The sequence below is a fragment of the Mesorhizobium sp. PL10 genome (assembly GCF_053714315.1).
Window position 1 is genome coordinate 104783 of record NZ_JBSKBR010000012.1, and the last position, 25020, is coordinate 129802.

Consider the following 25020-nt stretch of genomic DNA (forward strand, 5'->3'; position numbering starts at 1 on the left):
AAGGGAAAGCGCTACGTGCTTTTCCCGGGAAAACCGCTCACACTTTTCCTGGAATTGCTCCAAACGAAAACGGGCGCGACATGTGCCGCGCCCGTTTCAACTCTATTCCCAGACCGCTCAGGCGGCGTTTTCTTCGCCTTCGGCTTTCTTGTCGCGGGCGATTTCCTTGCCGGTGGCCTGGTCGACGACCTTCATCGACAGGCGGACCTTGCCGCGCTCGTCGAAGCCCATCAGCTTGACCCAGACCTTGTCGCCTTCCTTGACGACGTCGGAGGTCTTGGCGACCCGGTCGTTGGCAAGCTGCGAGATGTGGACGAGACCGTCACGCGGGCCGAAGAAGTTGACGAAAGCGCCGAAGTCGGCGGTCTTGACGACCGTGCCTTCGTAGATTTCGCCGACTTCCGGCTCGGCGACGATGGTGTGGATCCACTTCTTGGCCGCCTCGATCTCCTTGGCGTTTGCCGAAGCGATCTTGACCGTGCCGTCATCCTCGATGTTGATCTTGGCGCCGGTCTTCTCGACGATCTCGCGGATGACCTTGCCGCCGGAGCCGATAACGTCGCGGATCTTGTCGGTCGGGATATGCATGACCTCGATGCGCGGCGCGAACTCGCCGAGTTCGGGGCGGGCACCGGTCAGAGCATGCGCCATCTCGCCGAGGATATGCTGGCGGCCATCCTTGGCCTGGTCCAGCGCGATCTTCATGATCTCCTCGGTGATGCCCTCGATCTTGATATCCATCTGCAGCGAGGTGATGCCGTTGGCAGTGCCGGCGACCTTGAAGTCCATGTCGCCGAGGTGATCTTCGTCACCCAGGATGTCGGAGAGGACCGCGAAGCGCTCGCCTTCCTTGATCAGGCCCATGGCGATACCGGCGACGGGCTTGGCCAGCGGAACGCCGGCATCCATCAGCGCCAGGGAGGTGCCGCAAACGGTCGCCATCGACGACGAGCCGTTGGACTCGGTGATCTCCGAGACGACGCGCAGCGTATAGGGGAACTGGTCAGCGCTCGGCAGCATCGGACGGATGGCGCGCCAGGCAAGCTTGCCGTGGCCAATTTCGCGGCGGCCCGGCGAACCCATGCGGCCGGTCTCACCGACGGAGTAGGGAGGGAAGTTGTAGTGAAGGAGGAACTTCTCCTTGTACATGCCAGTCAGCGAATCGACATACTGCTCGTCCTCGCCGGTGCCGAGCGTGGCAACGACCAGCGCCTGGGTCTCGCCGCGGGTAAACAGCGCCGAACCGTGGGTGCGCGGCAAAACGCCGACTTCGGAGACGATCTTGCGGACCGTCTTGAGGTCACGGCCGTCGATGCGCGACCCGGTGTCGATGATATTCCAGCGCACGACCTTGGCCTGCAGTTCCTTGAACACCGAGCCGATCTGCTCGGACGTGTACTTGACGTCTTCGCCTTCGGCCGGGGCAAACGCTGCCTTGACCTTGGCCTTGACGGCGTCGACGGCGGCGTAGCGCTTCTGCTTGTCGACGTTCTTGTAGGCATTGCTGAGTTCGTCGCCGACGATCTTCAGCATCTCGGCTTCAAGCGCGGAATAATCCGGCGCAGTGAAATCGCGCGGCTCCTTGGCGGCAACTTCGGCCAGCTTGATGATGGCGTCGATAACCGGCTGGAAGCCCTTGTGGCCGAACATGACGGCGCCGAGCATCAGCTCTTCGCCGAGTTCCTTGGCTTCGGACTCGACCATCAGAACGGCGTCGGCGGTGCCGGCGACAACGAGGTCGAGCTTGGATTCCTGCATCTCGTCGACATGCGGGTTGAGCACATATTCGCCGTTGATGTAGCCGACGCGAGCGCCGCCGACCGGGCCCATGAAGGGGACGCCCGAGAGCGTCAGCGCGGCAGAGGTGGCGACGATCGACAGGATGTCCGGATCGTTTTCGAGGTCATGCTGGACGACGGTGACGACGATCTGGGTGTCGTTCTTGTAGCCGTCGGCGAAGAGCGGGCGGATCGGGCGGTCGATCAGGCGGGAAACGAGCGTTTCCTTTTCGCTCGGACGGCCTTCGCGCTTGAAGTAGCCACCCGGGATCTTGCCGGCGGCGTAGGTCTTTTCCTGGTAGTTGACGGTCAGCGGGAAGAAATCGAGGCCTGGCTTCGGCTCCTTCATCGAGACGACAGTGGCGAGAACCTTGGTTTCGCCGTAGGTCGCGAGCACCGCGCCGTCAGCCTGACGCGCGATCTTGCCGGTTTCCAGGATGAGCGGACGGCCGCCCCATTCGATTTCCACTTTGTGGTGATTGAACATGTCTTGTCCTTAATAAGCGGAAAGGACCGCGCCGTTTCACGGTGCGCGGATGCCCTTTCCCTGGCTTCCTTTCTCGGGCAGCCACGGGCAAGACAACGGGAAGCTCGGGTAAATTTCGGCGCTGGGCAGCGCACGAGCGTCCTGCAATCCTGCCCCATGACCGTCCATGGGCGGTTTCGAGTGGCCCTCTGCACGCTCGAAACCGGGTCTGGCCAATCGATACGACTGGCAGAATGCGCGACCGGCGGGCTCTCCTTCGAAAGCCCGCCGGTCAATTCGTCAACGGCGCAGACCGAGCTTCTCGATCAGCGTCTGATAGCGCGCGTCGTCCTTGCGCTTGAGATAGTCAAGCAGGCTGCGGCGCTGGGAGACGAGAGCGAGCAGACCACGGCGGGAATGGTTATCCTTCTTGTGGTCCTTGAAGTGGTCGGTCAGGTTCTTGATGCGCTCGGAAAGGATGGCCACCTGGACTTCCGGAGACCCGGTATCGCCCTTGGCGGTTGCGAATTCACCCATCAATTCCTTTTTGCGCTCGGCAGTAATCGACATCGTGTTTTTCCTTATCTGTTTGAGGAAACGGGTCGCCCTCAGCCGGGATGTCGTCCAGCAGGGGCCGGTTAAAAGCAAAGCGTCAATGCGCTAAGCTGCGGCGCATATAGGGCAATTCCCCGGAAAACACCAGCCCAATTCATAAAGCCGGCTTGTCGCAGGCTTTTGCTGGGGAATCCAAGATTTCCCTGATGCTGGACGCCTATAACCACTTCTTGCGTTTGAAGAAGACGATCAGGCCGGCAGCAACGGCCAGCATGAACAGCAGCGAAGCCGGGTAGCCATAATAGGCTTTCAGTTCCGGCATATTCCATGGCGAGCTTTCGGGGTCGAAATTCATCCCCCAGATACCAACCAGGAAGGTGAGCGGCATGAAGATCACCGAGACGATGGTGAGATAAGAAATGACATCGTTGGTGCGCGCCTGGCTCAGCGACAGATGCATTTCGATCAGGCCGGTCAGCATGTCGCGCTGGTTCTCGACCAGCTCGATCAGCCGCAATGCGTGGTCGAGCGTGTCGTTGAAGAAGATCTTCGTCTCGGCCTTCACGTAGGGCACATCATTGCGGATCAGCGTCGCCAGCGCATCGCGCATCGGCCACAGCACGCCCTTGAGCACATTGGCATCGCGCCGCAATTCGTGCAGCTGGCGCATCTGATGCTTGTGCGGCGTGTTGAGCATCTCATCCTCGATGCCATCGACTTCCTCGCTAGCGGCCTCGATCGGCGGGAAATAGCTGTCGACGATGGAGTCGATGAGCGCATAGGCCAGATAGTCGGCGCCGCGCGACCGCAAGCGGTTGGGCAGCGCCGCAGCGATGCGCTTGCGCACGGGGTCGAACGGATCGCCTTCGCGCTCCTGGAAGGTGACGACGAAATTCTTGCCGAAGAACACCGCGATCTGCTCGTAGCGATGCACCTTGACGTCGTCGATCATGCGCATGACGACGAAGGCGTGGTCTTCGAAGAAGTCGACCTTCGGCCGCTGGCCGGTGTTGACCACGTCTTCCAGAGCCAGCGGATGCAGGTTGAAAATCCGGCCGATCTCCTCGATCAGCTGGATGTTGGCGAGCCCGGTGCAGTCCAGCCAGACGACCGGCCAGTTGTCGCAATGGGTGTTGAGATCATCGACGCTGGCTTGTTCGATGGTCTTGTATTTTTCCGGCGAGATCAGTGTAAGCCGGAGCTCGGAGCGGCGCGCCGCCGGATCGGCAATCAGTGTGCCCGGCGAGGCGCCGACCGGCGGCCGCCGCGTTTTCACCGGCGCCCGCTTCTCCACCGCCTCAGCCTTTGCCATCTGCCCCTCGGATGTAAGCTCGAAGTAAAACTAGACGAGAGTGGTCAGCCGGCAAAGACCCGCTTCGGCTTGAACATGCCTTGCTCGATGGCGCCGATGGCGACTAGCTTGCCTCGCGCGGTGGCGCAGGCTTCCTCGGCTTCCACGGGCGCGTCGCGGCCGCGGATGATGACTGGATTGCCAAGGCGGATCTTGGTCGCCGCTTCGTCGCTGATGGCGATCTGCGGCAGGCAGTCGAGCGCCGCCGCCGTGTCGACAAGCAGCGCATCGATGGCTCTGAAGTCGATCGGCGCATCGGCAGCGCCATCGCCGTCAGCTTCGCTTTGTTCGCCGAAACGGGCGGCTTCCAGTTCGGCGACGGTGACGAAATCTTCCCGGGTGAAAGGCTCGACCTCGACCCGGCGCAACTCGGCGATATGGCCGAAGCAGCCGAGGTCGCGGCCCATGTCGCGGGCCAGCGAGCGCACATAGGTGCCCTTGCCGCATTCGACTTCGAAAAGCGTACGATCGGCGGCGTGCTCGACAATATCGAGGCGGCCGATCTCGATTTCCCGCGCGGGTATGTCGACCGTCTCGCCCTCGCGGGCAAGGTCATAGGCACGCTCGCCAGCGATCTTGATGGCCGAGAATTGCGGCGGTGTCTGCATGATGACGCCGGTGTAGTTCGGCAGCAGCGCTCTGACGTCGGCCTCGGCCGGGCGCCGGTCGGAATTTCGTGTCACCGGGCCTTCGAGGTCGTCGGTCGAGCGCTCCTCGCCCCACGCGACGGTGAAACGATAGATCTTGGCGCCGTCCTGGACATAAGGCACGGTCTTGGTGGCCTCGCCGAGGGCGATCGGCAGCATGCCGGAGGCCAGCGGATCGAGCGTGCCGGCATGGCCGGCCTTTTCGGCCTGGAACAGCCATTTGATCTTGGAGACGGCTTCGGTCGAACCCATGCCGACCGGCTTGTCCAGCACCACCCAGCCGGAAATCGGCCGGCCCTTCTTCTTGCCGCGGCGCCCCACTATTTCTCGTCCTTGTCGTTTTGATTGTCTTCAGGTCCGAGATCACGCGCGACTTCAGGCGACTTCAACAGATCGTTGATCCTGGCGAAATTGTCGAACGACGTGTCGAGCTTGAAGCGGAACTCCGGCATGAATTTCATCTGCCGCAACGCGCCGGAAACGCGGCCGCGCACGAACTTCGCATGCTTGTTCAGCGCATCGATCACCGCGCCGGTATCCTTGGCGCCGAGCGGCGATACGAAAGCGGTGGCGACCCTCAGGTCAGGCGACATGCGCACTTCGGAGACCGATACCACAGTATTCTCGATCAGCGGATCGATGATCTCGCCGCGCTGCAAGGTTTCGGAGAGTGCATGGCGCACCTGTTCGGCGACGCGCAACATGCGCTGGGATGGGCTGGAGACAGTTGGACGGGGCATTTTTCTCAATCCTGAAAGCGTGAGGCGCGGGATGGGACCGTGCCGCATGTCTCATAAAGTTTGGGCGGCGGCCTTTCGACCACCGCCCGGTCGTATCGACAGTATACGAACTCAGAGCGTCCTGGTCACCATCTCGACGCGGAAGCACTCGATGATATCGCCGACGCGCATGTCCTCGTAGTTCTGGAAGGCCATGCCGCATTCCTGGCCACCCGGGACTTCCGCAACTTCGTCCTTGAAGCGCTTGAGCGTCTTCAGCGTGCCTTCGTGGATGACGACGTTGTCGCGGATCAGGCGCACGCCCGCACCACGCTCGACCTTGCCTTCGGTGACACGGCAGCCGGCGATCTTGCCGACCTTGGTGATGTCGAAGATCTCGAGGATCTCGGCATTGCCGATGAAGGTCTCGCGACGTTCCGGCGAAAGCAGGCCCGAGAGCGCCGCCTTCACGTCATCGACGAGGTTGTAGATGATCGAGTAGTAGCGGATCTCGATGCCCGCGGCCGCCGCGGCCGCGCGTGCTTGCACGTTGGCGCGGACGTTGAAGCCGATGATCGCGGCGCCGGAAGTTTCCGCCAGCGACACGTCGCTTTCGGTGATGGCGCCGGCGCCGGCATGAACGATGCGCGCACGCACCTCGTCGGTGCCAAGCTTGTCGAGAGCGGCGTTGATCGCCTCGATCGAGCCCTGCACGTCGCCCTTGATGACCAGTGGGAATTCCTTCAACCCGCTCGTCTGCAACTGCGACATCATCTGTTCAAGCGAGCCGCGCTGGCCGGCATGGCGAGCAACCGCCTTCTCGCGCGCCAGACGCTGGCGATACTCGGTGATTTCGCGGGCGCGAGCTTCGTTGTTGACCACGGCGAAGCGGTCACCGGCTTGCGGCGTGCCCTGCAGGCCAAGCACCTCGACCGGCATGGCCGGAGGCGCTTCCTTGATCTGCTCGCCGCGGTCGTTGACCAGCGCGCGCACCCGGCCCCATTCGTTGCCGGCGACGAGAATATCGCCCGGCATCAACGTGCCGGTCTGCACCAGCACTGTGGCGACGGGGCCGCGGCCCTTGTCGAGCTGGGCTTCGATGACGACGCCCTCGGCGGTGCGGTCCGGATTGGCCTTGAGGTCGAGGATTTCGGCCTGCAGCAGGATAGCTTCCAAGAGCTTGTCGAGATTGGTGCCCTTGGTCGCCGACACTTCGACGTCCAGCACTTCACCGCCCATGGATTCGACGAACACCTCATGGCGCAGCAGCTCCGAGCGCACCTTCTGCGGATCGGCATCGTGCTTGTCGATCTTGTTGATCGCCACGATGATCGGAACGCCGGCCGCCTTGGCATGGCTGATCGATTCGATGGTCTGCGGCATGACGCTGTCGTCGGCCGCCACCACCAGGATGGCGATATCGGTGGCCTGGGCGCCGCGGGCGCGCATCGCCGTGAAGGCGGCGTGGCCGGGCGTGTCGATGAAGGTGATCTTCTGACCGTTCTTCTCGACCTGATAGGCGCCGATATGCTGGGTGATGCCGCCGGCCTCGCCGGAAACGACATTGGCGTTGCGGATGGCGTCGAGCAGCGAAGTCTTGCCGTGGTCGACGTGGCCCATGATGGTCACGACCGGCGGCCGCGACACCAGGTCCTCGGCATTGTCGGCGATGTTGAACAGGCCTTCCTCGATGTCGGACTCGGCGACGCGGCGAACCGTGTGGCCGAATTCGGTGGCGACCAGCTCGGCCGTGTCGGCGTCGATGATGTCGCCCGGCTTCAGGATCTGGCCCTGCTTCATGAAGTACTTGACCACATCGACGGCGCGCTCGGACATGCGCTGCGCCAGTTCCTGGATGGTGATGGTTTCGGGCAGGATCACTTCGCGCATAACCTTCTCGCGCGGCTCATTGTGCATCGCGCGCTTGAATTTTTCCTGGCGGCGGCGCATCGACGACAGCGAGCGGGCGCGCGCATCCTCGTCGGAAAGCGCCGTGTTGAGGGTCAGCTTGCCGCGACGACGGTCTTCCTCTGCCTTGGTCGGCTTGGCCGGACGCGCCACTTCGGGCGTGACCGGACGGCGAACCGGGACGCCGACGCCGGTGCGCTTCGGCTTGACCTCTTCCTCGTCGTCCGATGCCACCAGCTCGGCAGCCAGCGGCGCGCGGCGGCGCGCCTCTTCTTCGGCACGGCGGCGGGACTCGGCCTCGGTCTGCAGGCGGGCTTCTTCCTCTGCCTGACGGCGCGCGGAGTCCTCGCGCTCGCGCTTGCGGCGCTCCTCGTCCTCAGCGCGGCGCTTGGCGTCTTCGGCGGCGCGCTGACGATCCTCGACTTCGCGAACCTTGGAGCCTTCGAGCGCCCTGCGCCGGGCTTCCATTTCGCCGCGCGACAATTCGTTCAGCACCATGCCGCTGCGTTCGACCGGCGGCGGCGGGGGCGGCGCCTTGGGCGCTTCCTGCACCACGGGGGCCGCCACAACCGCGGGCTTGGGCGTCAAAACGGGTGCAGCCACCGGCTCCGGCTTGTCGCCGGGCATGGAGAACTTGCGCTTCTTGATCTCGACCTGGACCTGCTTGGTGCGGCCATGCGAGAAGTTCTGGCGCACGACGCTCTGCTCGGTACCGGGGCGCTTCAGCGTCAAGGTCTTCTTCGGTGTAACACTCAACGTCTTGTCGTCGCCCGATTTCGTATCGTTCATTCCATATCCTCTGCAGCATCATCTTCGTCAGCAACGGCCGCAAGCATTGCCAGATCGTCGGGGGTTCCGCCCCGATATCGGTCGAGCGCAACCATGCGCTTCTCAACCGCCTTGCCCGCGTCTCCCGCGAGAACGGCAGCATGTATCACATTTGTGCCCCCCAATGCCAAGCTCAACTCGGCCTCGGAGAAAAGTTTGTAGGCAAGAACCGCGGGCCCGCCGAGGTGGACAGTTGCCCGCCGTGCCTGGCTGATCTTGCGCACGCCGTCGTCGGACGCTTCGGTCGCGTGGAGCACGAAAAGCGCCAGCCCGCTACGCACCGCGCTCTCGACCTTGGTGGCGCCGAGAGCGATCGCGCCGGCCTTGCGGGCAAGGCCGAGCATGCCAAGAGCGGATCGTGCGAGCAGCCCGTCGACCATGCCACCGAGATCGGGCGGCACGGTCACTTGCGCCTTGAAGGCGCGGGCAAACAGGTTCTTCGCCGCCGCCTTGTCGATATGTAGGCGGTCGGCGCTCACCCAACAACCACGGCCGGGCAGGTTTCTCTTGATGTCCGGAACGACGGCCGAATCCGGGCCGACGACGAAACGGATCAGCTCATCCGGCTCGGCTTGCCTGCGGGTAACGATGCAGGTGCGATCGTTCATCTCGTCCTGGGGCGGGTTGTGGGCGATGCGGTTTCACCTCACGCACCAACGGCTTCGTCAGCCGGGACCTGTTCGGCTGCAAGCTCGTCTTCGGTGATCCAGCCGGCCTTAAGGCGGGCTGCCAGAACCATCTGCTCGGCATCGGCGCGCGACACGCCGTGATTGGCGAGAACGCCCGGATAAACCTTGGTCTCGCCGTCCTTGCGTTCCTTCCAGCCGGTCAGGTCGTCGGCGGCATAGCCGGCGAAATCCTCGATCGTCTTCACGCCGTCCTCGCCGAGCGTCACCATCATGGCAGTGGTAACGCCGGGGATTTCGCGCAGCTCGTCGGTGACGCCCAGCGCCTTGCGCTTCTCGTCATGCTCGGCTTCGATCTTCTCCAGATATTCGCGGGCGCGGGTCTGGATTTCCGAAGCGGTGTCTTCGTCGAAGCCGTCGATCGAAGCGATCTCGCCCGAATCGACATAGGCGACTTCCTCGACACTGGTGAAGCCTTCGGAGGCCAGCACTTGGCCGACCATCTCGTCGACATCGAGCGCCTCCATGAACAGCGACGAACGTTCTACGAATTCCTTCTGGCGGCGCTCGGATTCCTCGGCCTCGGTCAGGATGTCGATGTCCCAGCCGGTGAGCTGCGAGGCAAGACGCACGTTCTGGCCGCGGCGGCCGATGGCAAGCGACAGCTGGTCGTCGGGAACCACCACCTCGATGCGCTCGGCATCCTCGTCGAGCACGACCTTGGCGACTTCCGCCGGCTGCAGCGCATTGACGATGAAGGAGGCGGCCGAAGGCGACCACGGAATGATGTCGATCTTTTCGCCCTGCAATTCGCCGACCACCGCCTGGACGCGGCTGCCGCGCATACCGACGCAGGCGCCGACCGGATCGATCGAGCTATCGCGCGAAATGACGGCGATCTTGGCGCGCGAGCCGGGATCGCGGGCGACCGACTTGATCTCGATGATGCCGTCGTAGATTTCCGGCACTTCCATGGTGAAGAGCTTGGCCATGAACTGCGGATGGGTACGCGACAGGAAGATCTGCGGGCCGCGCTGTTCGCGGCGCACGTCGTAGACATAGGCGCGGACGCGGTCGCCATATTTGTAGTTTTCGCGCGGGATCAGCTCGTCGCGGCGGATAATCGCCTCGCCACGGCCGAGATCGACGATGACGTTGCCATACTCGACGCGCTTGACGGTGCCGTTCACGATTTCGCCGATGCGGTCCTTGTATTCGTCATACTGGCGGTCACGTTCGGCCTCGCGCACCTTCTGCACAATGACCTGCTTGGCCGACTGGGCCGCAATGCGGCCGAAATCCATCGGCGGCAGCTGTTCGGCGATAAAGTCGCCGAGCTGGGCGTCGGGATTGCGCTCGCGGGCCGAGGAAATGGCGATCTGGGTGGCGTAGTCATCGACCTTCTCGACAACTTCCATCAGCCGCTGCAGCTTCATCTCGCCGGTGGTGGCGTTGATATCAGCGCGGATGTTGGTTTCCTGGCCGTAGCGCGAGCGTGCGGCCTTCTGGATCGCATCGGCCATGGCGGCGATGACGATCGACTTGTCGATCGACTTTTCACGCGCGACCGCGTCGGCGATCTGCAGCAGTTCAAGTCTGTTGGCGCTTACAACCATGTCTTTATCTCCCGAACTCAAGTGCCGGACCTTCGGCCCGGCAGCTCAATCGTTATTCCTGTTCGTGTTCTTCCGTGGCGTCTTCGGAAACATCGTCTTCCGGCTCGCCGCGGCGTTTCTTGGCTTCCTTGCGCTCCCGATTGTCCTTTGACAGCGCGTCTCGGATGAGGTCGTCGGTGAGGATCAGCCGCACATCGGCGATCGCGTCATAGGGAACACGCACCGTCGGCTCTTCGCCATAGGCGGCCTTGTCCCGCTCGATCAGCACATCGTCTTCGGCGGCTTCGGCGATCTTGCCCTTGAAGCGCTTGCGGTCGGCGACCAGCACCGAGGTCTCCATCTTCACCAGATGGCCGGTCCAGGTGACGAAATCCGACTTGCGCACCAGCGGCCGGTCAATGCCTGGCGACGACACTTCGAGATGATAGGCCTTCTCGATCGGATCGTCGACATCGAGCGCCGGCGACACCGCGCGGCTGACCTCTTCGCAATCCTCGACGGTCATGGTGCCGTCATCGCGCTCGGCCATGATCTGCAGCGTCAGGCCGTTCTGGCCCGACAGATGCACACGCACGAGGCGAAAGCCGATGCCGCGCAACACCGGCTGAACGATCAGCGCGATGCGCGCATCGATGCCGCTTTCGCGGATGATGCGGTCGTCGGCTTCGCTTGCCGTTGCAGTCATGAGGTTCCTGTCGTTGCTTGCCGGAGCATGATCTTTTCCGAAAACCGGGTCCCACTTTTCGGGATCATGCTCTGATACTGACCGGCAGGTAATAAAAAAGAGCGGGACCGGGTGGACCCACTCTTCGTCATACCGACCAAGAATTTGAGGCTGATATAGACGATCCCGGCCGGTGTTTCAAGTCTGTTAACGGGGCGGGCAAAGCACGGCCGAAGGCAGCCAGGCCAGGATTGCACCGAGCGCATGCAGCCCATGCGGTAACGGCACTGTGATTCCCGGCATGGCGTCCCTATCTATGTTGCAGCGCACAAACAGAGATAGCGCGCGGTGGCGCGCGAAAGGTCAAGACAATGAACAACCGCAATGTGTTTTCCGCCATAGGCGATGCCTTCGCCCTGTTCGGCAGCGCCGTTGCCGCCTCGCGCGCCGTCGAAGCCGGCCGCAAGCCGCGCCGCAGCGACCTGAGAAAGCTTGGTATCGATCCGACGGCTTTCGATCGGATCGGCCACTTCTAGCCACATAGGGAAGCCCTTCCGCCACCGTCGTCGAATGGTGACGCTTACCTTTGGGCCTCAACGAGCGAGGCCGCTATTGCCGCGATTGATCGAAACAAGACAAGCGGATCGTCCCTTGTCGGGAGAAATCCGCGCCGCTGCCAGAACTGCGCCGCTTCCGCATCGACTGCATTGACCATCAGCGCGCGCCCTCCGATCAGTTCCGACGCCTGAACACACCGCTGAAGGGCATGCTTTAGCAAGCCGGTACCGATGCCGAGCCCAGCGCGTCCGATATCGGTCGCAAGCTGGCCGAGCAGCAGGCACGGCACCGGGTCGGGCGGTTGCCCAGTACGGATTGACCGAGGCAGCATCGACGGCACAACGGCCGTCGGGGCCAAGCCATAGTATCCAGCCACTCGGCCGGCTTCGTGGACAACGAGAACTACCGTAAAGCCCTTTTCCTGATTGGAAAGTGCGCGGGTTTTCAGCCAGTGATCAAGCGAAGGCTTCCCGCAGGAAAATCCCGACACGTCGTGAGCAGCGGTAAGCAGTTCGGGGGCTGACAACGCCACTGGTTAGCGCTTCGTCGTGTAACCAGCTTCCCAGGGAGCGGGCCGCTTCGCCAGCTCCACCATGTCGGGAACCGGAGCGGCCGGAGCTGACAGGACCTCGATGAACTCCGCGAATCCTTCCGGGCTCATGCGGACAAGACGGTTATCCATCAGCACATCCTCGGCTGCGCGCACGGCGGCATCGCGCACGAAATCCGTTCGGGACCGGCCGCGCAGAGTGGCGGCGCGGTCAATCATCGCCACGTCCGCTTCCGGCAGGCGCATCGAGATCGGGTATTCCTTGCGTTCGACCTGGGCGGCCATAGCTGTCTCCTTACCGGTGATATAACGATCTGTAGCGCCAAATGCAATACAAAGATCCGCAGGCTATTTCCGGATAAAGGTGAGATAGGCTGGCCGCCGGCCTTCGCGAATGGCTTTGGCCTCGTAGCGCGTGCCCGGCCAGCCTTCATAGGGCCGATGCCAGTCGGCCGCGTCTTGCGCCTGCCATACGAGCGCGCCATGCGCCCGGCAGCGCAACAAGGTCCAGTTCACATAGGTATCGATGTCGGACGCGAAGCGGAATTTTCCGCCTGGCTTCAGGACGCGTGCGAACCGGTCGAGATTGAGCCGACTGACGAAACGCCGCTTCCAGTGCTTCTTCTTCGGCCAGGGATCGGGATAGAGCAGGTCGATGCCGTCGAGCGAGGCCTGCGGCAACCAGTCGAGCAGGCGCGTGGCGTCGTCATTGTGAACGCGCAGATTGGCGAGCGGCTTTTCCCGCACCGCCATCATCAGCTTGGCCATGCCGTTGACGAACGGCTCGACGCCGATGAAGCCGGCCGCCGGGTCCTCCGTGGCGCGATGCAGCAGATGCTCACCGCCGCCGAAGCCGATTTCCAGCCGAACCGTTGAAACATCCGCGGCAAACAGCGTGCGCAACTCTGCCGGTGCTTCCGTGGAGAGGTCGAGGCCATAGGTCCCAAGGCCGCTTTCCAGCGCTGCCGCCTGCTGCGGGCGAATGGTCTTGCCGTGCCGGCGGCCGAAGAACCCTTCGGTCGCGCGGCTCCGCCTGTCCTGTGGATCCATGGCCGGGTCGCGCGCCGCCCTCAGGCGGCTACCGCGTCCTTGAGCGCCTTGGCCAGATCGGTCTTCTCCCAGGAGAAAGACCCGTCGCGACCGGCCTTGCGGCCGAAATGGCCATAGGACGAGGTCTTGGCGTAGATCGGCTTGTTGAGGTCGAGATGACGGCGAATGCCGGACGGCGACAGGTCCATCACGGTGCGCAGCGCATCCTCGAGCTTGGACTCATCCACCTTTCCGGTGCCGTGCAGGTCGACATAGACCGACAGCGGCTGGGCGACGCCGATGGCATAGGAAAGCTGGATGGTGCAGCGGTCGGCGAGCTTGGCCGCCACGACATTCTTGGCGAGGTAGCGCGCCGCATAGGCGGCGGAGCGGTCGACCTTGGTGGTGTCCTTGCCGGAGAAAGCGCCGCCGCCATGCGGGGCCGCGCCGCCATAGGTGTCGACGATGATCTTGCGGCCGGTCAGGCCGGCGTCGCCGTCCGGGCCACCGATGACGAACTTGCCGGTCGGGTTGATGTACCACATGCAATCGTCGGCGATCTTGAGGTCGCCGAGCGCCTCGCGGATGTAAGGTTCGACGACCTTGCGGACCTTCTTGGAATCCCAGGACGAATCAAGATGCTGCGTCGACAGCACGATCTGTGTCGCTTCGGCCGCCTTGCCATCGATGTAGCGGACGGTGACCTGGCTCTTGGCGTCGGGGCCGAGCTTGCCGGCCTCGCCGTTGTTTTCGTGACGGGCGGCGGCGAGAAGTTCGAGGATCTTGTGGCTGTAATAGATCGGCGCCGGCATCAGGTCCGGCGTCTCGCGGCAGGCATAGCCGAACATGATGCCCTGGTCGCCGGCACCTTCTTCGCCCTGGCGGTCGGCGGCATTGTCGACGCCCTGGCCGATGTCGGGCGACTGGCCGTGCAGGAGAACCTCGATCTTTGCCGTCTTCCAGTGGAAGCCGGCCTGCTCGTAGCCGATTTCGCGAATCGCCTTGCGGGCGACCGACTTGAACTTGGCCGGGTTGACGACAGGGTGGCCGGCGGCATCCATCAGGATCTTGCCGGCCTTGTCCTTCTTCAACAGTGTCTCGGGAACACGGACCTCACCGGCAATGACGACACGGTTGGTGGTTGCGAGCGTCTCGCAGGCGACGCGGACTTTCCACGGGTCCATGCCGGTCTTCTTGGCCTCGCGATAGACCAGATCGACGATCTCGTCGGAGATGCGGTCACAAACCTTGTCGGGATGACCCTCAGCAACGGATTCCGAGGTGAAGAAGTAGTTCTGCCGCGTCACGGGTGTCCCCTCTTGAAAAAACGATCGGCAGGGCTGCCGATTTTGGCGCGCCACGTGTTAACGGTGCCGGGCGCCGCTCGTCAAGCGGTGCAGCGGCTTTGGCATGAATGTCGCGGCAATATATCATATACCACCGGCGGCACGTGCCGCCGGCAGTCGAGCCTCGGGGCTACTCGGGCCAATGGGTCAATCGACCCACCGAATCACTCGGCATCTTCGGCAGAAAGGGATTTCACCAGATCGATGATCCGGCGGCGCACCTTCACATCCGCGATCTTGACGAAGGCGCGGTTGAGCTGAAGTCCTTCCGGACTGCCGCAGAATTCGACGGCGAAAGCCATCGAAGCGTCCTCGGCAAATCCTCTGTTACCCACCGGCTCCTGCCCTGGCGCATCTTCGAAAAAGAAGGCGACAGGCACGCTGAGTATCGAGGCTATTGCCTGCAGACGGCTGGCGCCGACGCGGTTCGTTCCCTTTTCATATTTTTGGATCTGTTGAAACGTAATACCGAGATTTTCACCCAGCTTTTCCTGGCTCATTCCAAGCATATTGCGCCGAAGCCGCACGCGACTTCCGACGTGGATGTCGATCGGATTCGGTTTTTTCTTGTTTTCTTCTGTCATTTTTTCCTCGCCGAATTTTTCCGGCCTTTTCTATTTTTCTTGCCCAAACGAAGCCGGAGCCAACTGCCCCAACAGAAACACCAACCGACTTCGAGAAAATTAGGCGATAACAGTATGAGTTTCTAATGTGTCGACTGTCAATTCACCCGTAGCCGTTGCCTTACGTTCAAGCTGAGGGCGATCGCGGCAAACAGGAACATGATCAGCATTCCGTTAACGCGGCGTCGAGCGGCGGAGATGAAAGCCTGGCCGGAGATGGGCACCCGCACGTCGATGGCGCCGCGCGCATCGACCGCCAGGGCGTCAACGATGCGTCCCCGTGTATCGACAACGGCCGAAATGCCGTTGTTGGCTGCGCGCAACAGGGGCAATCCATTTTCCACCGCGCGAATCTGTGCCTGCCTGAAATGCTGGTACGGCCCGGGCGTGTCGCCGAACCATGCATCATTTGTGACATTCACAATAAGCCGAGATGACGTTGCGTCAACTGCCACGAGATCGGGAAAGATCACCTCGTAGCAAATAAACGGCAAGGCGCTGATGCCGCCGGGCAAAACGATCGGATGGCGCTCATTGCCAGCGGCGAAGTTCATCGGCCCGGCGACCAGCTGTTCGATGCCGAAACGGCTGAGCAGACCGGAAAACGGCAGATACTCGCCGAAGGGCACCAGATGGACCTTGTCGACGGCGTCGGCAATCTCACCCTTGTCGTCGATCGCCACCACCGAATTGTAATAGCGGCTGCCGGCATCGGCCCCCGATCCGCCTTCCTCGCGCACGACGCCGGCAATCAGCATCTGCCCGGGTTGCAGCATGTCGCCGAGCGCCGTCAGTGCATCGGGGCGCTCGGTGAACAGGAAGGGCACCGACGTCTCCGGCCACAGGATCAGCTGCGGTTTGTTATGACCGGGATCCGGCGCTGCGGCCGACAGGCCCATCATGGTGGCAAAGATGCGGTCGCGCACCGAGGCGTCCCACTTCTCGCTGAGATCGACATCCGGTTGTACTATGCGGACATCGAGATTTTGCGTTGCCGGCTTGTCGGGGGTCGCCAGCCTGAAATAGCCGAAGCCGGCATGGGCGGTGACGAGCGCGGCAAGCAATGCCAGTCCGAGGCGCAGGTGCCGGCGCGCGGCGAGCAGAGCCGGCAAGGCAAAGACAAAGACCGCCAACGCGTTCATGCCGATCATGCCGGTGACCGACACGCTTTGCATCAGCAGCGGCACGGGCATCGCCGCATAGCCAACGGCATTCCAGGGAAAGCCGGTGAACAGGAAGCAGCGCAGCCATTCCGTCAGGCCAAAAGCAAAGGCAAGGGCGGCGATGCGGCCGATGTCGTTGGTCCATAACAACCGCGCGACGACGGTGGCGAAGCCGTAGAAAAACGCCAGCGCCAAAGGAATGCCGACGACCGCGAAGGGCAAGGCCCAGGCGAAGCTGTCAGCCTCAACCAGTAGCGCCTCGCCGATCCACCACAGGCCGGCAAGGAAATAGCCGAAGCCGAACCACCAACCGATGGCAAAAGCCGGCCGGAGGCGCCGCAGCCAGCTGTCGGAGGCCTCGCCGGTAGCGCCGTCGAGCAGCCAGACCAGCAGCGGAAACGAGACGAAACAGACGGCGAAGAAATCGTAAGGCGCCTGGGCGAGCACCGCCAGCGCACCTGCGAGAAACGCCACCAGCGCGCGCCGCCAGCCCCAAAGCAGAATTATCCGGCCGGCCAGGCGCTCCATGCAGACTTCCCAAGTCGTGCGAATCAGAAGCCAAGATTTATCAGATTTATTGAAACGCGACTCGCTGCGAACCGGCCAATCGCAGCGCTATCGGTGCCAGCCGTCGATGCTGAAGCCGCTCAGCTGTTCGGCCTCCTGGCGCGGAACGGCGCGCAGGGTCTGGGTGAAGGTCCAGACATGGCCTTCGGGATCGCGCGCCCGATATTGCCTCTCGCCGTAGAACTGGTCGGCAGGCTCCTCGACGATCTCGGCTCCGGCCGCCCTCGCCTGTTCGCAATGCGCGTCCAGGCCGTCTTTCAGTCGCACACAGACCGATTGGGTGTTCTTGCCGCCGACACTTGCCGGACTGGCGACGTGATCGGCCCATTCGGAATCGACGATGATGTAGCCGTCGCCGAAACGCATTTCGGCATGGACAAGCCGTCCGTCGGCGTCGCTGACCACCATGCTCGGCTCGAAGCCGAACGCCGCCTGAAGCCAGATCAGTGCCGCCCTTGGATCCCGATAGAAAACCCCGGAACCGAAGGTGGCGTGTTTGAACGGGTCGTCGACCGTCATCCGGCGCGAGATCAGGCCTGCTCGGTGCGAGCGGTTGCGCGGCGGCGGCGCTCGCCCTTCTGGTTCTGGACGATGCGCACGCGCTTGACGCGGCGCGGATCGGCATCCAGCACGTGGAATTCGAAGCCGGGTATCGCCTGCACGACTTCGCCGCGTGCGGGCACGCGACCGAGCGTGTTGAAGATCATGCCGCCGATGGTGTCGACATATTCGCCATGCTCACCGGCGGTGAAATCCTCGCCGATCATCTTGGCGACCTCGTCGATCTCGGCCTTGCCGTCGACGACGAAGACGCCCTCGCCGGTCTGGGTGATCAGCGGTTCGTCCTCGTCATGCTCGTCCTCGATGTCGCCGACGACCATTTCGACGATGTCTTCCAGCGAGGCGAGACCATCGGTGCCGCCATATTCGTCGATGACGAGCGCCATCTGGGTGCGCGTCGTCTGCATGCGGCCCATCAGGTCGGAGGCAAGCATGGAGGGCGGCACGAACAGCACCGGGCGGATCAGATTGAGGTCGCCGATGGTGCGGCCAAGATCGACCTGGGCAAGATCAAGAAGCGTCGTTGCCGGCGTCTTCCTCGATGTCCTGCCCTTCTTGACCCGGGCGACCTTGGTGATGTGCGCCAGCACGTCGCGGATGTGAACCATGCCGCGCGGGTCGTCGAGCGTCTCGGAATAGACCGGCATGCGAGAATGGCCGGACTGCTCGAACAGGCCGAGCAGATCGCCCAAAGTCGTGGTGATCTCGACCGCTTCGATGTCGGCGCGCGGCACCATGACATCCTCGACGCGCACTTCGCGCAGGCGCAATATGTTGTTGAGCATGGCGCGTTCGCCGGGCGAAAACGATTCGACATCGCTGGTGGTTTCGGCAAGCGCGCCGGCGATTTCCTCGCGCAGGCTGGTGCCGTTGCGCTGCCGGAACAGGCCCAAAACGCGGTCGAACAGGGATGGACCGGCAGGCGTTGGCTCGCTGGCGGTGCTGCCAGAAGCGGGGCTGCCGGAACTGGTACTCGGACTCGATCCCTCTTCCTTCGTATCGGAAGGCTTAGGCGCACTGCCAGCCTCGGGGCGGGCGGCAGTTTCTGGTTTGTCGTTCATCGTCGTCCGGTCAATTGGTCTTTTGTCATTACGTGTAGGGATCGGGAATGGCAAGCCTTGCCAGCGCCGCGCGCTCGATGGCTTCCATCTCCTCGGCCTCTTCGTCGGTCTCGTGATCGTAGCCCAGCAAATGCAGCAGGCCGTGGATGACGAGATGGGTGATATGGTTCTCGAATGGCTTCTCTTCCAGGGCCGCTTCACGCGTCACCGTCTCGGACGCGAGCACGATATCGCCAAGCATTGGCGGTAATTTGCCGCCCTTGGGGAAGGGAAAAGCCGGGAAAGACAAGACGTTGGTCGCCTTGTCCTTGCCGCGCCAGCCGGCGTTGAGGGTGCGGATATGGGCATCGTCGGAAAAGACGATGCTTAGCTCGGAATGGCCGGCAGCAGCGGTTTCGGCAAAGGCGGCCGATACGGCGCGGTCGACCAGAAGGGTCAGCGCCACCTCGTCGGGCCAATCGCCAGCATCGACCGACAGGTCGATCTCGATGGGGATCGAACTATCCCCGCCGCCAGGTTTTATGTCTTCAGGCATGAGCCCGCATCGTCATGATCAATTCTCGGCGCCGAGGCCGCGCGCCAGCTTGGCGTCGCGGTCATAGGCCCTGACGATTTCCGCCACCAGCGGATGGCGCACGACGTCGACATCGTTGAAGCGCACGGTTACCGCGCCGGCCACGCCGTCAAGGACACGCAAGGCTTCGACCAGGCCGGATTTGGTGCTTGGAGGTAGATCGATCTGCGTCGGATCGCCGGTGACGATCATGCGCGAATTCTCGCCGAGGCGGGTCAGAAACATCTTCATCTGCATCGGCGTGGTGTTCTGCGCCTCGTCGAGGATGACCGCGGCGTGTGCCAGTGTTCGTCCACGCATGAAGGCCAGCGGCGCGATTTCGATGACTTCGGCAGCGATAGCGCGCTCGACCTTGTCGGCCGGCATCATGTCGTAGAGCGCATCGTAAAGCGGCCGCAGATACGGATCGACCTTTTCCTTCATGTCGCCGGGCAGGAAGCCCAGCCGCTCGCCGGCCTCGACCGCCGGTCGCGACAGGATGATGCGCTCGACCATGCCACGTTCAAGCAGCATCGCCGCATGCGCCACAGCCAGATAAGTCTTGCCGGTGCCGGCCGGGCCGATGCCGAAGACCAGTTCCGAGCGCTCCAGGGCCCGCATATAGGCGTCCTGGTTGAGCGAGCGGGCATAGATCGTCTTCTTGCGGGTGGAGATCTGGGCGGCCGAGACCTTGCCCTTGCGCTCCAGCGTCGGCAGCGTCAGCTGGTCGTCGGCGGCAATCGCCATGCGCACCGCGCCGTCGACGTCGGACTGGCCGATATCGGTGCCCTTCTGGAGAATGCCGTAGAGATTGTCGAGCGCTCGGCGCGCCTGCTCGGCAGCTGAGGCCGAGCCCTTGATGGTCAGCTGGTTGCCGCGCGAGCGGATGTCGACGCCGAGCTTCTGCTCGAGCCGGGCCAGGTTCTCGTCGAACTGGCCGTACAGGGCGCTGGCAAGCTTGTTGTTGTCGAAAGTCAGAACGATGTGCGCCATGTCAGAGGCCCCGGATGCTTGATTCTGGGGCAGAGTCTTCACTTCAGCAGCGCTCAACCGTCTCTCCTCATCTGCCGAGGTCATCAGACCCGTTCGGCGAACAAGCTATTGTAGCCTGTCCTTGTGATTCGCACTTGAATAATGTCACCGATTTCGCCGGCCTTTTCATCAACAATAACCGGCTGCAGCCATGGCGACCTGCCGACCTTCTGGCCGGGCTGACGACCGGGCTTCTCGATCAGCGTATCGATGGTGTTGCCAACCAGGCTCGAGCCGAAATCCTGCTGCTGTTTGAGCAGCAGGGCCTGCAGGCGCTGCAGACGCTCGTCCTTGACCGCCTCCGGCACGTGATCGGGCATCTCGGCGCCCGGCGTGCCGGGACGCGGCGAATATTTGAACGAGAAGGCCGAGGCGTAGTTGACCTGACGCACCAGTTCCATCGTCGCCTCGAAATCCTCTTCGGTTTCGCCGGGAAAGCCCACGATGAAGTCGCCGGACAGCGCGATGTCACCGCGGGCGGCGCGGATGCGCTCGAGAAGCGCCAGATAGTCCCTGGCTGTATGCCTGCGGTTCATCGCCTTGAGGATGCGGTCGGACCCCGACTGCACCGGCAGATGCAGATAAGGCATCAAGGCCGGCAGGTCGCGGTGGGCAGCGATCAGTTCGTCGTCCATGTCGCGCGGATGGCTGGTGGTGTAGCGCAGCCGCGCCAGGCCGGGGATCTCCGCCAGCCGGAACAGCAGGCGGCCAAGCCCCCATTCCGTGCCGTCTTCGCCCTTGCCGTGCCAAGCATTGACGTTCTGGCCAAGCAGCGTCACCTCGCGCACGCCGGCATCGGCCAGCCGCTCGGCTTCAGCGACGATCTGCGCCACCGGCCGCGACACTTCGGAGCCCCTGGTGTAGGGCACGACGCAGAAGGTGCAGAATTTGTCGCAGCCTTCCTGAACGGTGAGGAAGGCGGTGACGCCGCGCTTGATCACCTCGGCGCGCTTCGGCTGCGGCAGATGCTCAAACTTGTCCTCGATGGCATATTCGGTCTCGACGATCTTCTCGCCGCCGCGAGCCCGCGCCAGCACGTCTGGCAGCCGGTGATAGGTCTGCGGGCCGATGACAAGGTCGACGGCCGGCGAACGGCGGATGATTTCCGCACCTTCGGCCTGGGCGACGCAGCCGGCGACGCCGATCAGCATTTCGCGCCCGGCTGCCGCGCGTTCGGCCTTCATGTCGCGAATCCGGCCAAGCTCGGAATAGACCTTTTCCGCCGCTTTTTCCCTGATGTGGCAAGTGTTTAGCAACACCAGGTCGGCCTCGGCGATGACGTCCGTCGCCGTGTAGCCGTCGGCGGCCAGCGCATCGGTCATGCGCTGTGAATCATAGACATTCATCTGGCAGCCATAGGTCTTGACGAAGACCTTCTTGGCCGGGGCGGAGCGCCCTGTCGGCTGTCCGGCCACCGCGCCGATGTCGTCTGTTTCAATCGTGTTCAAGTCCATCCGGCGGCTTCTAACGCCTTTCCGTGACAAAAAACAGACGATTCTGGACATGGGCCTGAGGCGCAGCCCGGGGCTACCGGCTCGGGATCGGGTCGGCGAGTGCGGCTTGCATCATGGTGCGCACCCGGCTTTCCATCAGCCTCGACGTTTCCTTTCGGTTCGAGCCCTTGGAGAAGGCGATGGGCTCGCCGAAATGCACCTCGACGTCGAGCGCCCCTTCGGCCATCAGCACCTTGAGATGCGGCATCAGGTCCTGATCGCCGATCCAGGCGGCAATCGACCTATGGCGACGGCCGAGCGGCACTCCGTGCACCCGTGTGTAGGCGATCGCTACCGGCTGGATGAAGACCTGCTCGGCGGCGCCTTCCGAAATCGCCATCGAGGCGGCGCCGAACAAGGTGCTCTTGAACGGCAGGATGGTGTTGCCATCGCCGGTCGAGCCCTCGGCAAACAGCACCATGGCGTCGCCCTTGGCCATGCGGCTGGCGATCTCGCTGGCCTGGTCGCCGGCTGTGCGCTTGCGCTCGCGTTCGATAAAGACGGTGCGCTGCAGCTTCGACAGCCAGCCGATGAGCGGCCAACCTTCCATATCCGCCCTGGCGATGAACGTGACATCGGCAAAAGAGCCGAGCACCATGATGTCGGTCCAGGAGATATGGTTCGAGGCGACCAGCAGCGGGCGCTGGCTGGACAACGCGCCTTTGACATGGATGCGCAGGCCGAGCGTCCGCACGATAAGCCGGTGCCAGATCTTCAGGATGACTGTCTCGCGCCAGATGCCGGTCTTCATCGACAGTAGCTGCAGCGGCACAAGCACAAGCGAGCCGACGACAACGAGGCTCAGCGCCAGGAAAATCCTGATTTTTCCGATCATGCGCCTAGCCGCCCTATTCCGCGCTCTGGCTAGCGAAGATCGCGCCGCATGACAAGCGCGCCGGTCGGGCCATGCTCGGTCGAGCGGTAATAATTGGCGCGGTGGCCGACCTGGCGGAAGCCGAGCCTGCGGTAGAGTGCTATCGCGGCGACATTGGTCTCGTCGACCTCGAGGAACAGCGCCTCGGCGCGCTGCGCATGCAATTCGCGCAGCACCGCGTCCATCAACTGCCAGCCGAGCCCCTGGCGGCGGTGCGAGCGCGCCACCGCCACGGTCAGGATCTCGCCTTCGCCGGCAGCGAGCCTGGCCAGCACGAAGCCGACCGGCGGCTTGGCGCCGTGGCCGATTTCGCGCGCGGCATAGCCGAATACGGTATCTTGCTCGAGCAGCGCGGCGAACTCGCCATCGGTCCACGGCCGGACGAAATCCTCGCGATGCAGCACCGACACCGCCGGACTATCGGCGATAGTCAGCGGTTCGAGCGCATAGTCCCTGCGGCGCGGCTGGAGGAAAGGAATGCGCATTATTTGTCCTGCCTCGACAGAATGAACCCTGCCTGCGGCTTGGCGTCAGCGCCGCGCAGATAAAGCGGTTTCGGCTTTTCGCCCTCGCCATTTGCCGCAGCCAGCCGAGCGTAGACGGCAATGTCGGCAGTGGCCGATGTCGGACCCATATCGAAATCGCGCCCGACCGTGGCCGCGATCTGCACGGCCGCCGTGCCGGCCAGTACCGGAAAATTGTCAGCCGCCATTCCCGCGGCTTGCGCAAGTGTGGTCACCGCCGGACCATAGCGCAAAATCGCTTCCCCATCGTAAAGCGCGACATGGATCTCCTGGCGGCCGGCGTCGAGCACGGAAAGGACCGGGCGGCCAGGAAATGCCGACCTCGTCTCAGCAGCCAGCGCCTCCAGCGTCGTCACGCCAATCGCCGGGATATTCAACGCCAGCGCCAGGCCACGCGCCGCCGACACGCCAACGCGCAAGCCGGTGAAGGAGCCGGGGCCAACGGAGACCGCGACGGCGCCAAGACCGGTATAGGAAGTCCCGGCCGCCTTCAGTGCCTGATCGATGACGGCCATCAGATGCTCGGCATGGCCCTTGCCGAGATCGAGCACGGAGCGGCCGAGCTCTTTGCCGGCCACTGCATCAAAGACGCAAGCGGCGCAGAGATTGGCGGCACAGTCGATGGCGAGCAGTTTCATGGGCGACCGGTTCGAAAAACAGTCTCCCTCTGCCCGCCATGGCGCGCCGCCGCAAGAGCCAGCGCATAAATTGTTAAGCGGCTTTGCTTCGAACCTTATGCCACTTGCTCAATGCGCAGCATGTGGTTGTCCCAGACATAGTCGGGCTCGGAACGCGTCATGCCGCTGCCTTTTACGATTTCGCCAGCACCCGTGGTTGCCATGAAGCCCGGTCCGTCGGGCGCGAGGCCGCAGACCTCGACCAGCGCCTTGGTGGCGACGATCTTGCCGCTGGCGGCGTCGATCACGGCCAGCGAATTGCCTTCCGGCGAAGACACGGCGATGGTTCCGGCGGCCGGATTTGCAGCGACCGAGCCGATGTAGTTTCTGAAGCCGGACAGCACATCCTGCGGCATGTCGAGCAGCTGCAATTCCTTGCCGCGGGTGGCTCGGCCGACCAGCAGCGGACGGTCGGTGCCCGGTCCGCGATACTGGCAGCCAAACCAGATGGCACCGGACGGGTCGGCGTCCATGTGGCGGATCGACAGCTGGTGGAGAGCCGCCGGCAGTTCGTGCTTTTCGATGAGGTCGCCGGTCACGCGGTCGACCAGCACATAAGACGGCTTCATCGTCGCGATGTTGAGTTCGGCGCGGCCATAGTCGGGATGGGTCTCGATGCCGCCATTGGCGATGGCGATCGTCCTGTCGTCACCGAGCAGGAGAAGCTCGTGCGGCCCCATGCCATAGGTCGGGAACTCGCCGATACGGCTGAATTTGGCGCGTGCGTCATAGACACCGACTACGCCGGCGGCGTTGTCGAAATCATTCTCGGTGGCGTAGAGCAGCGCGCCGTCGGCCGAGAATACGCCGTGGCCGAAGAAGTGGCGGCCGGTGATGCTGGCGATGGTCTGCGGCGCGTCGCGGCCGGTGTGGTCGAAGACCACCGCGAAGGTCCCGGGCTGCCTGGCAAAGACCACCGAGCGCTTCGATACCGGATCGAAGGTGACATCGTGGCCACGGTCGGGCAGGTCGATTGCATGCAATACTTTGCCGGCTTCAGACAACACAGCCGCACCATAGCTTCCGTCACGCTTGACGAAGGCGGTGGCAAAGACAGCGTCCGCGGCCAGCGTATCCGCCAAGGCTCGCGGCGCCATCGCTACGACAAAGCTGGCGCCGGCGGCTGTGAGGAAATCGCGGCGGTCGATGAGGGGCGTTCTCATGCGGCGGCCACTGCTGCCGACCGAGGAAATTGATCATAGGAGACGTTGGCGATTGACCGAAGCCCCCAGAACTTCGTCATCCTATGGC

The 25020-nt window shown here is 63.2% G+C and carries 25 protein-coding genes; 1 reads left to right on the top strand and 24 read right to left on the bottom strand.

What is annotated here, in order from left to right; translation table 11 throughout:
* Nucleotides 1-117 precede the first annotated feature (117 nt).
* The 9 genes from pnp to rimP all read right to left on the bottom strand — a co-directional run bounded on the left by pnp (nucleotide 118) and on the right by rimP (nucleotide 11179).
* Nucleotides 118-2265, bottom strand: a complete 2148-nt coding sequence (pnp, locus tag ACWGTO_RS20315; RefSeq protein WP_454576585.1) for a polyribonucleotide nucleotidyltransferase — start codon at nucleotides 2263-2265, stop codon at nucleotides 118-120.
* Between the two features lie 279 nt (nucleotides 2266-2544).
* Nucleotides 2545-2814, bottom strand: coding sequence for a 30S ribosomal protein S15 (gene rpsO / locus ACWGTO_RS20320; RefSeq protein WP_006337962.1), 270 nt, complete (start codon nucleotides 2812-2814; stop codon nucleotides 2545-2547).
* Between the two features lie 202 nt (nucleotides 2815-3016).
* The gene (gene corA / locus ACWGTO_RS20325; protein ID WP_454576586.1) at nucleotides 3017-4111 is read right to left on the bottom strand and encodes a magnesium/cobalt transporter CorA; all 1095 of its coding nucleotides are present in this window, start codon (nucleotides 4109-4111) and stop codon (nucleotides 3017-3019) included.
* A 44-nt stretch (nucleotides 4112-4155) separates the two neighbouring features.
* Nucleotides 4156-5118: a tRNA pseudouridine(55) synthase TruB gene (gene truB, locus ACWGTO_RS20330; RefSeq protein WP_454576587.1), complete on the bottom strand. Its 963-nt coding sequence runs from the start codon at nucleotides 5116-5118 to the stop codon at nucleotides 4156-4158.
* Complete coding sequence (gene rbfA, locus ACWGTO_RS20335) at nucleotides 5118-5537, bottom strand: 30S ribosome-binding factor RbfA (protein WP_454576588.1); 420 nt, start codon at nucleotides 5535-5537, stop codon at nucleotides 5118-5120. The genes truB and rbfA overlap by 1 nt, the downstream gene beginning before the upstream one ends.
* A gap of 111 nt (nucleotides 5538-5648) precedes the next feature.
* On the bottom strand, nucleotides 5649-8213 hold the full coding sequence (gene infB, locus ACWGTO_RS20340; protein WP_454576589.1) for a translation initiation factor IF-2: 2565 nt from the start codon (nucleotides 8211-8213) through the stop codon (nucleotides 5649-5651).
* Nucleotides 8210-8860 carry an RNA-binding protein gene (locus tag ACWGTO_RS20345; protein WP_112566403.1) on the bottom strand — a complete coding sequence of 217 codons (651 nt, stop codon included), beginning with the start codon at nucleotides 8858-8860 and terminating at the stop codon, nucleotides 8210-8212. Before ACWGTO_RS20345 ends, infB begins: the two co-directional genes overlap by 4 nt.
* Before the next feature lie 38 nt (nucleotides 8861-8898).
* Nucleotides 8899-10494: a transcription termination factor NusA gene (gene nusA / locus ACWGTO_RS20350; RefSeq protein ID WP_112566406.1), complete on the bottom strand. Its 1596-nt coding sequence runs from the start codon at nucleotides 10492-10494 to the stop codon at nucleotides 8899-8901.
* Nucleotides 10495-10546: 52 nt separating this feature from the next.
* Nucleotides 10547-11179: a ribosome maturation factor RimP gene (gene rimP, locus ACWGTO_RS20355; protein ID WP_454576590.1), complete on the bottom strand. Its 633-nt coding sequence runs from the start codon at nucleotides 11177-11179 to the stop codon at nucleotides 10547-10549.
* A gap of 350 nt (nucleotides 11180-11529) precedes the next feature.
* Between rimP and ACWGTO_RS20360 the strand changes: the two genes are divergently transcribed.
* A complete protein-coding gene (locus ACWGTO_RS20360) occupies nucleotides 11530-11694 on the top strand; it encodes a hypothetical protein (RefSeq protein ID WP_454576591.1) in 165 nt (54 codons plus the stop codon).
* Between the two features lie 44 nt (nucleotides 11695-11738).
* Here ACWGTO_RS20360 and ACWGTO_RS20365 read toward each other — a convergent pair whose 3' ends face one another.
* From ACWGTO_RS20365 to ACWGTO_RS20435, 15 genes are all read right to left on the bottom strand, one after another.
* The gene (locus tag ACWGTO_RS20365; RefSeq protein WP_454576592.1) at nucleotides 11739-12248 is read right to left on the bottom strand and encodes a GNAT family N-acetyltransferase; all 510 of its coding nucleotides are present in this window, start codon (nucleotides 12246-12248) and stop codon (nucleotides 11739-11741) included.
* A 3-nt stretch (nucleotides 12249-12251) separates the two neighbouring features.
* Complete coding sequence (locus ACWGTO_RS20370; RefSeq protein ID WP_454576593.1) at nucleotides 12252-12551, bottom strand: type II toxin-antitoxin system TacA family antitoxin; 300 nt, start codon at nucleotides 12549-12551, stop codon at nucleotides 12252-12254.
* 63 nt (nucleotides 12552-12614) lie between these two features.
* Complete coding sequence (trmB, locus tag ACWGTO_RS20375; RefSeq protein WP_454576594.1) at nucleotides 12615-13316, bottom strand: tRNA (guanine(46)-N(7))-methyltransferase TrmB; 702 nt, start codon at nucleotides 13314-13316, stop codon at nucleotides 12615-12617.
* 20 nt (nucleotides 13317-13336) lie between these two features.
* Nucleotides 13337-14602, bottom strand: coding sequence for a methionine adenosyltransferase (metK, locus tag ACWGTO_RS20380; protein WP_454576595.1), 1266 nt, complete (start codon nucleotides 14600-14602; stop codon nucleotides 13337-13339).
* Nucleotides 14603-14805: 203 nt separating this feature from the next.
* Nucleotides 14806-15225, bottom strand: coding sequence for a helix-turn-helix domain-containing protein (locus ACWGTO_RS20385; protein WP_112566421.1), 420 nt, complete (start codon nucleotides 15223-15225; stop codon nucleotides 14806-14808).
* A gap of 137 nt (nucleotides 15226-15362) precedes the next feature.
* Nucleotides 15363-16955 (bottom strand): apolipoprotein N-acyltransferase, encoded by a 1593-nt coding sequence (lnt, locus tag ACWGTO_RS20390; RefSeq protein ID WP_454576596.1) that lies wholly within the window; start codon nucleotides 16953-16955, stop codon nucleotides 15363-15365.
* Between the two features lie 87 nt (nucleotides 16956-17042).
* Nucleotides 17043-17513, bottom strand: a complete 471-nt coding sequence (locus tag ACWGTO_RS20395; RefSeq protein WP_454576597.1) for a VOC family protein — start codon at nucleotides 17511-17513, stop codon at nucleotides 17043-17045.
* Nucleotides 17514-17524: 11 nt separating this feature from the next.
* On the bottom strand, nucleotides 17525-18616 hold the full coding sequence (locus ACWGTO_RS20400; protein WP_454576598.1) for a hemolysin family protein: 1092 nt from the start codon (nucleotides 18614-18616) through the stop codon (nucleotides 17525-17527).
* A 28-nt stretch (nucleotides 18617-18644) separates the two neighbouring features.
* Complete coding sequence (gene ybeY, locus ACWGTO_RS20405; protein ID WP_454576599.1) at nucleotides 18645-19151, bottom strand: rRNA maturation RNase YbeY; 507 nt, start codon at nucleotides 19149-19151, stop codon at nucleotides 18645-18647.
* 18 nt (nucleotides 19152-19169) lie between these two features.
* On the bottom strand, nucleotides 19170-20162 hold the full coding sequence (locus ACWGTO_RS20410) for a PhoH family protein (RefSeq protein WP_235984004.1): 993 nt from the start codon (nucleotides 20160-20162) through the stop codon (nucleotides 19170-19172).
* A gap of 83 nt (nucleotides 20163-20245) precedes the next feature.
* Nucleotides 20246-21655 (bottom strand): tRNA (N6-isopentenyl adenosine(37)-C2)-methylthiotransferase MiaB, encoded by a 1410-nt coding sequence (miaB, locus tag ACWGTO_RS20415; RefSeq protein WP_454576600.1) that lies wholly within the window; start codon nucleotides 21653-21655, stop codon nucleotides 20246-20248.
* 73 nt (nucleotides 21656-21728) lie between these two features.
* On the bottom strand, nucleotides 21729-22529 hold the full coding sequence (locus ACWGTO_RS20420) for a lysophospholipid acyltransferase family protein (protein ID WP_454576601.1): 801 nt from the start codon (nucleotides 22527-22529) through the stop codon (nucleotides 21729-21731).
* A gap of 29 nt (nucleotides 22530-22558) precedes the next feature.
* Complete coding sequence (gene rimI, locus ACWGTO_RS20425) at nucleotides 22559-23053, bottom strand: ribosomal protein S18-alanine N-acetyltransferase (RefSeq protein ID WP_454576602.1); 495 nt, start codon at nucleotides 23051-23053, stop codon at nucleotides 22559-22561.
* Complete coding sequence (tsaB, locus tag ACWGTO_RS20430; protein WP_454576603.1) at nucleotides 23053-23730, bottom strand: tRNA (adenosine(37)-N6)-threonylcarbamoyltransferase complex dimerization subunit type 1 TsaB; 678 nt, start codon at nucleotides 23728-23730, stop codon at nucleotides 23053-23055. The genes rimI and tsaB overlap by 1 nt, the downstream gene beginning before the upstream one ends.
* Before the next feature lie 95 nt (nucleotides 23731-23825).
* The gene (locus tag ACWGTO_RS20435; protein ID WP_454576604.1) at nucleotides 23826-24932 is read right to left on the bottom strand and encodes a DUF1513 domain-containing protein; all 1107 of its coding nucleotides are present in this window, start codon (nucleotides 24930-24932) and stop codon (nucleotides 23826-23828) included.
* Nucleotides 24933-25020 lie beyond the last annotated feature (88 nt).

Coding starts and splice junctions, on each gene's coding strand:
- ACWGTO_RS20410 (WP_235984004.1), bottom strand. CDS start 20,162: ATGGCGCACATCGTTCTGACTTTCGACAACAACAAGCTTGCCAGCGCC.
- rbfA (WP_454576588.1), bottom strand. CDS start 5,537: ATGCCCCGTCCAACTGTCTCCAGCCCATCCCAGCGCATGTTGCGCGTC.
- ACWGTO_RS20360 (WP_454576591.1), top strand. CDS start 11,530: ATGAACAACCGCAATGTGTTTTCCGCCATAGGCGATGCCTTCGCCCTG.
- ACWGTO_RS20420 (WP_454576601.1), bottom strand. CDS start 22,529: ATGATCGGAAAAATCAGGATTTTCCTGGCGCTGAGCCTCGTTGTCGTC.
- miaB (WP_454576600.1), bottom strand. CDS start 21,655: ATGGACTTGAACACGATTGAAACAGACGACATCGGCGCGGTGGCCGGA.
- ACWGTO_RS20395 (WP_454576597.1), bottom strand. CDS start 17,513: ATGACGGTCGACGACCCGTTCAAACACGCCACCTTCGGTTCCGGGGTT.
- ACWGTO_RS20370 (WP_454576593.1), bottom strand. CDS start 12,551: ATGGCCGCCCAGGTCGAACGCAAGGAATACCCGATCTCGATGCGCCTG.
- infB (WP_454576589.1), bottom strand. CDS start 8,213: ATGAACGATACGAAATCGGGCGACGACAAGACGTTGAGTGTTACACCG.
- ACWGTO_RS20435 (WP_454576604.1), bottom strand. CDS start 24,932: ATGAGAACGCCCCTCATCGACCGCCGCGATTTCCTCACAGCCGCCGGC.
- rimI (WP_454576602.1), bottom strand. CDS start 23,053: ATGCGCATTCCTTTCCTCCAGCCGCGCCGCAGGGACTATGCGCTCGAA.
- rpsO (WP_006337962.1), bottom strand. CDS start 2,814: ATGTCGATTACTGCCGAGCGCAAAAAGGAATTGATGGGTGAATTCGCA.
- ACWGTO_RS20345 (WP_112566403.1), bottom strand. CDS start 8,860: ATGAACGATCGCACCTGCATCGTTACCCGCAGGCAAGCCGAGCCGGAT.
- ACWGTO_RS20400 (WP_454576598.1), bottom strand. CDS start 18,616: ATGAACGACAAACCAGAAACTGCCGCCCGCCCCGAGGCTGGCAGTGCG.
- tsaB (WP_454576603.1), bottom strand. CDS start 23,730: ATGAAACTGCTCGCCATCGACTGTGCCGCCAATCTCTGCGCCGCTTGC.
- rimP (WP_454576590.1), bottom strand. CDS start 11,179: ATGACTGCAACGGCAAGCGAAGCCGACGACCGCATCATCCGCGAAAGC.
- pnp (WP_454576585.1), bottom strand. CDS start 2,265: ATGTTCAATCACCACAAAGTGGAAATCGAATGGGGCGGCCGTCCGCTC.
- nusA (WP_112566406.1), bottom strand. CDS start 10,494: ATGGTTGTAAGCGCCAACAGACTTGAACTGCTGCAGATCGCCGACGCG.
- lnt (WP_454576596.1), bottom strand. CDS start 16,955: ATGGAGCGCCTGGCCGGCCGGATAATTCTGCTTTGGGGCTGGCGGCGC.
- ybeY (WP_454576599.1), bottom strand. CDS start 19,151: ATGCCTGAAGACATAAAACCTGGCGGCGGGGATAGTTCGATCCCCATC.
- ACWGTO_RS20385 (WP_112566421.1), bottom strand. CDS start 15,225: ATGACAGAAGAAAACAAGAAAAAACCGAATCCGATCGACATCCACGTC.
- corA (WP_454576586.1), bottom strand. CDS start 4,111: ATGGCAAAGGCTGAGGCGGTGGAGAAGCGGGCGCCGGTGAAAACGCGG.
- trmB (WP_454576594.1), bottom strand. CDS start 13,316: ATGGATCCACAGGACAGGCGGAGCCGCGCGACCGAAGGGTTCTTCGGC.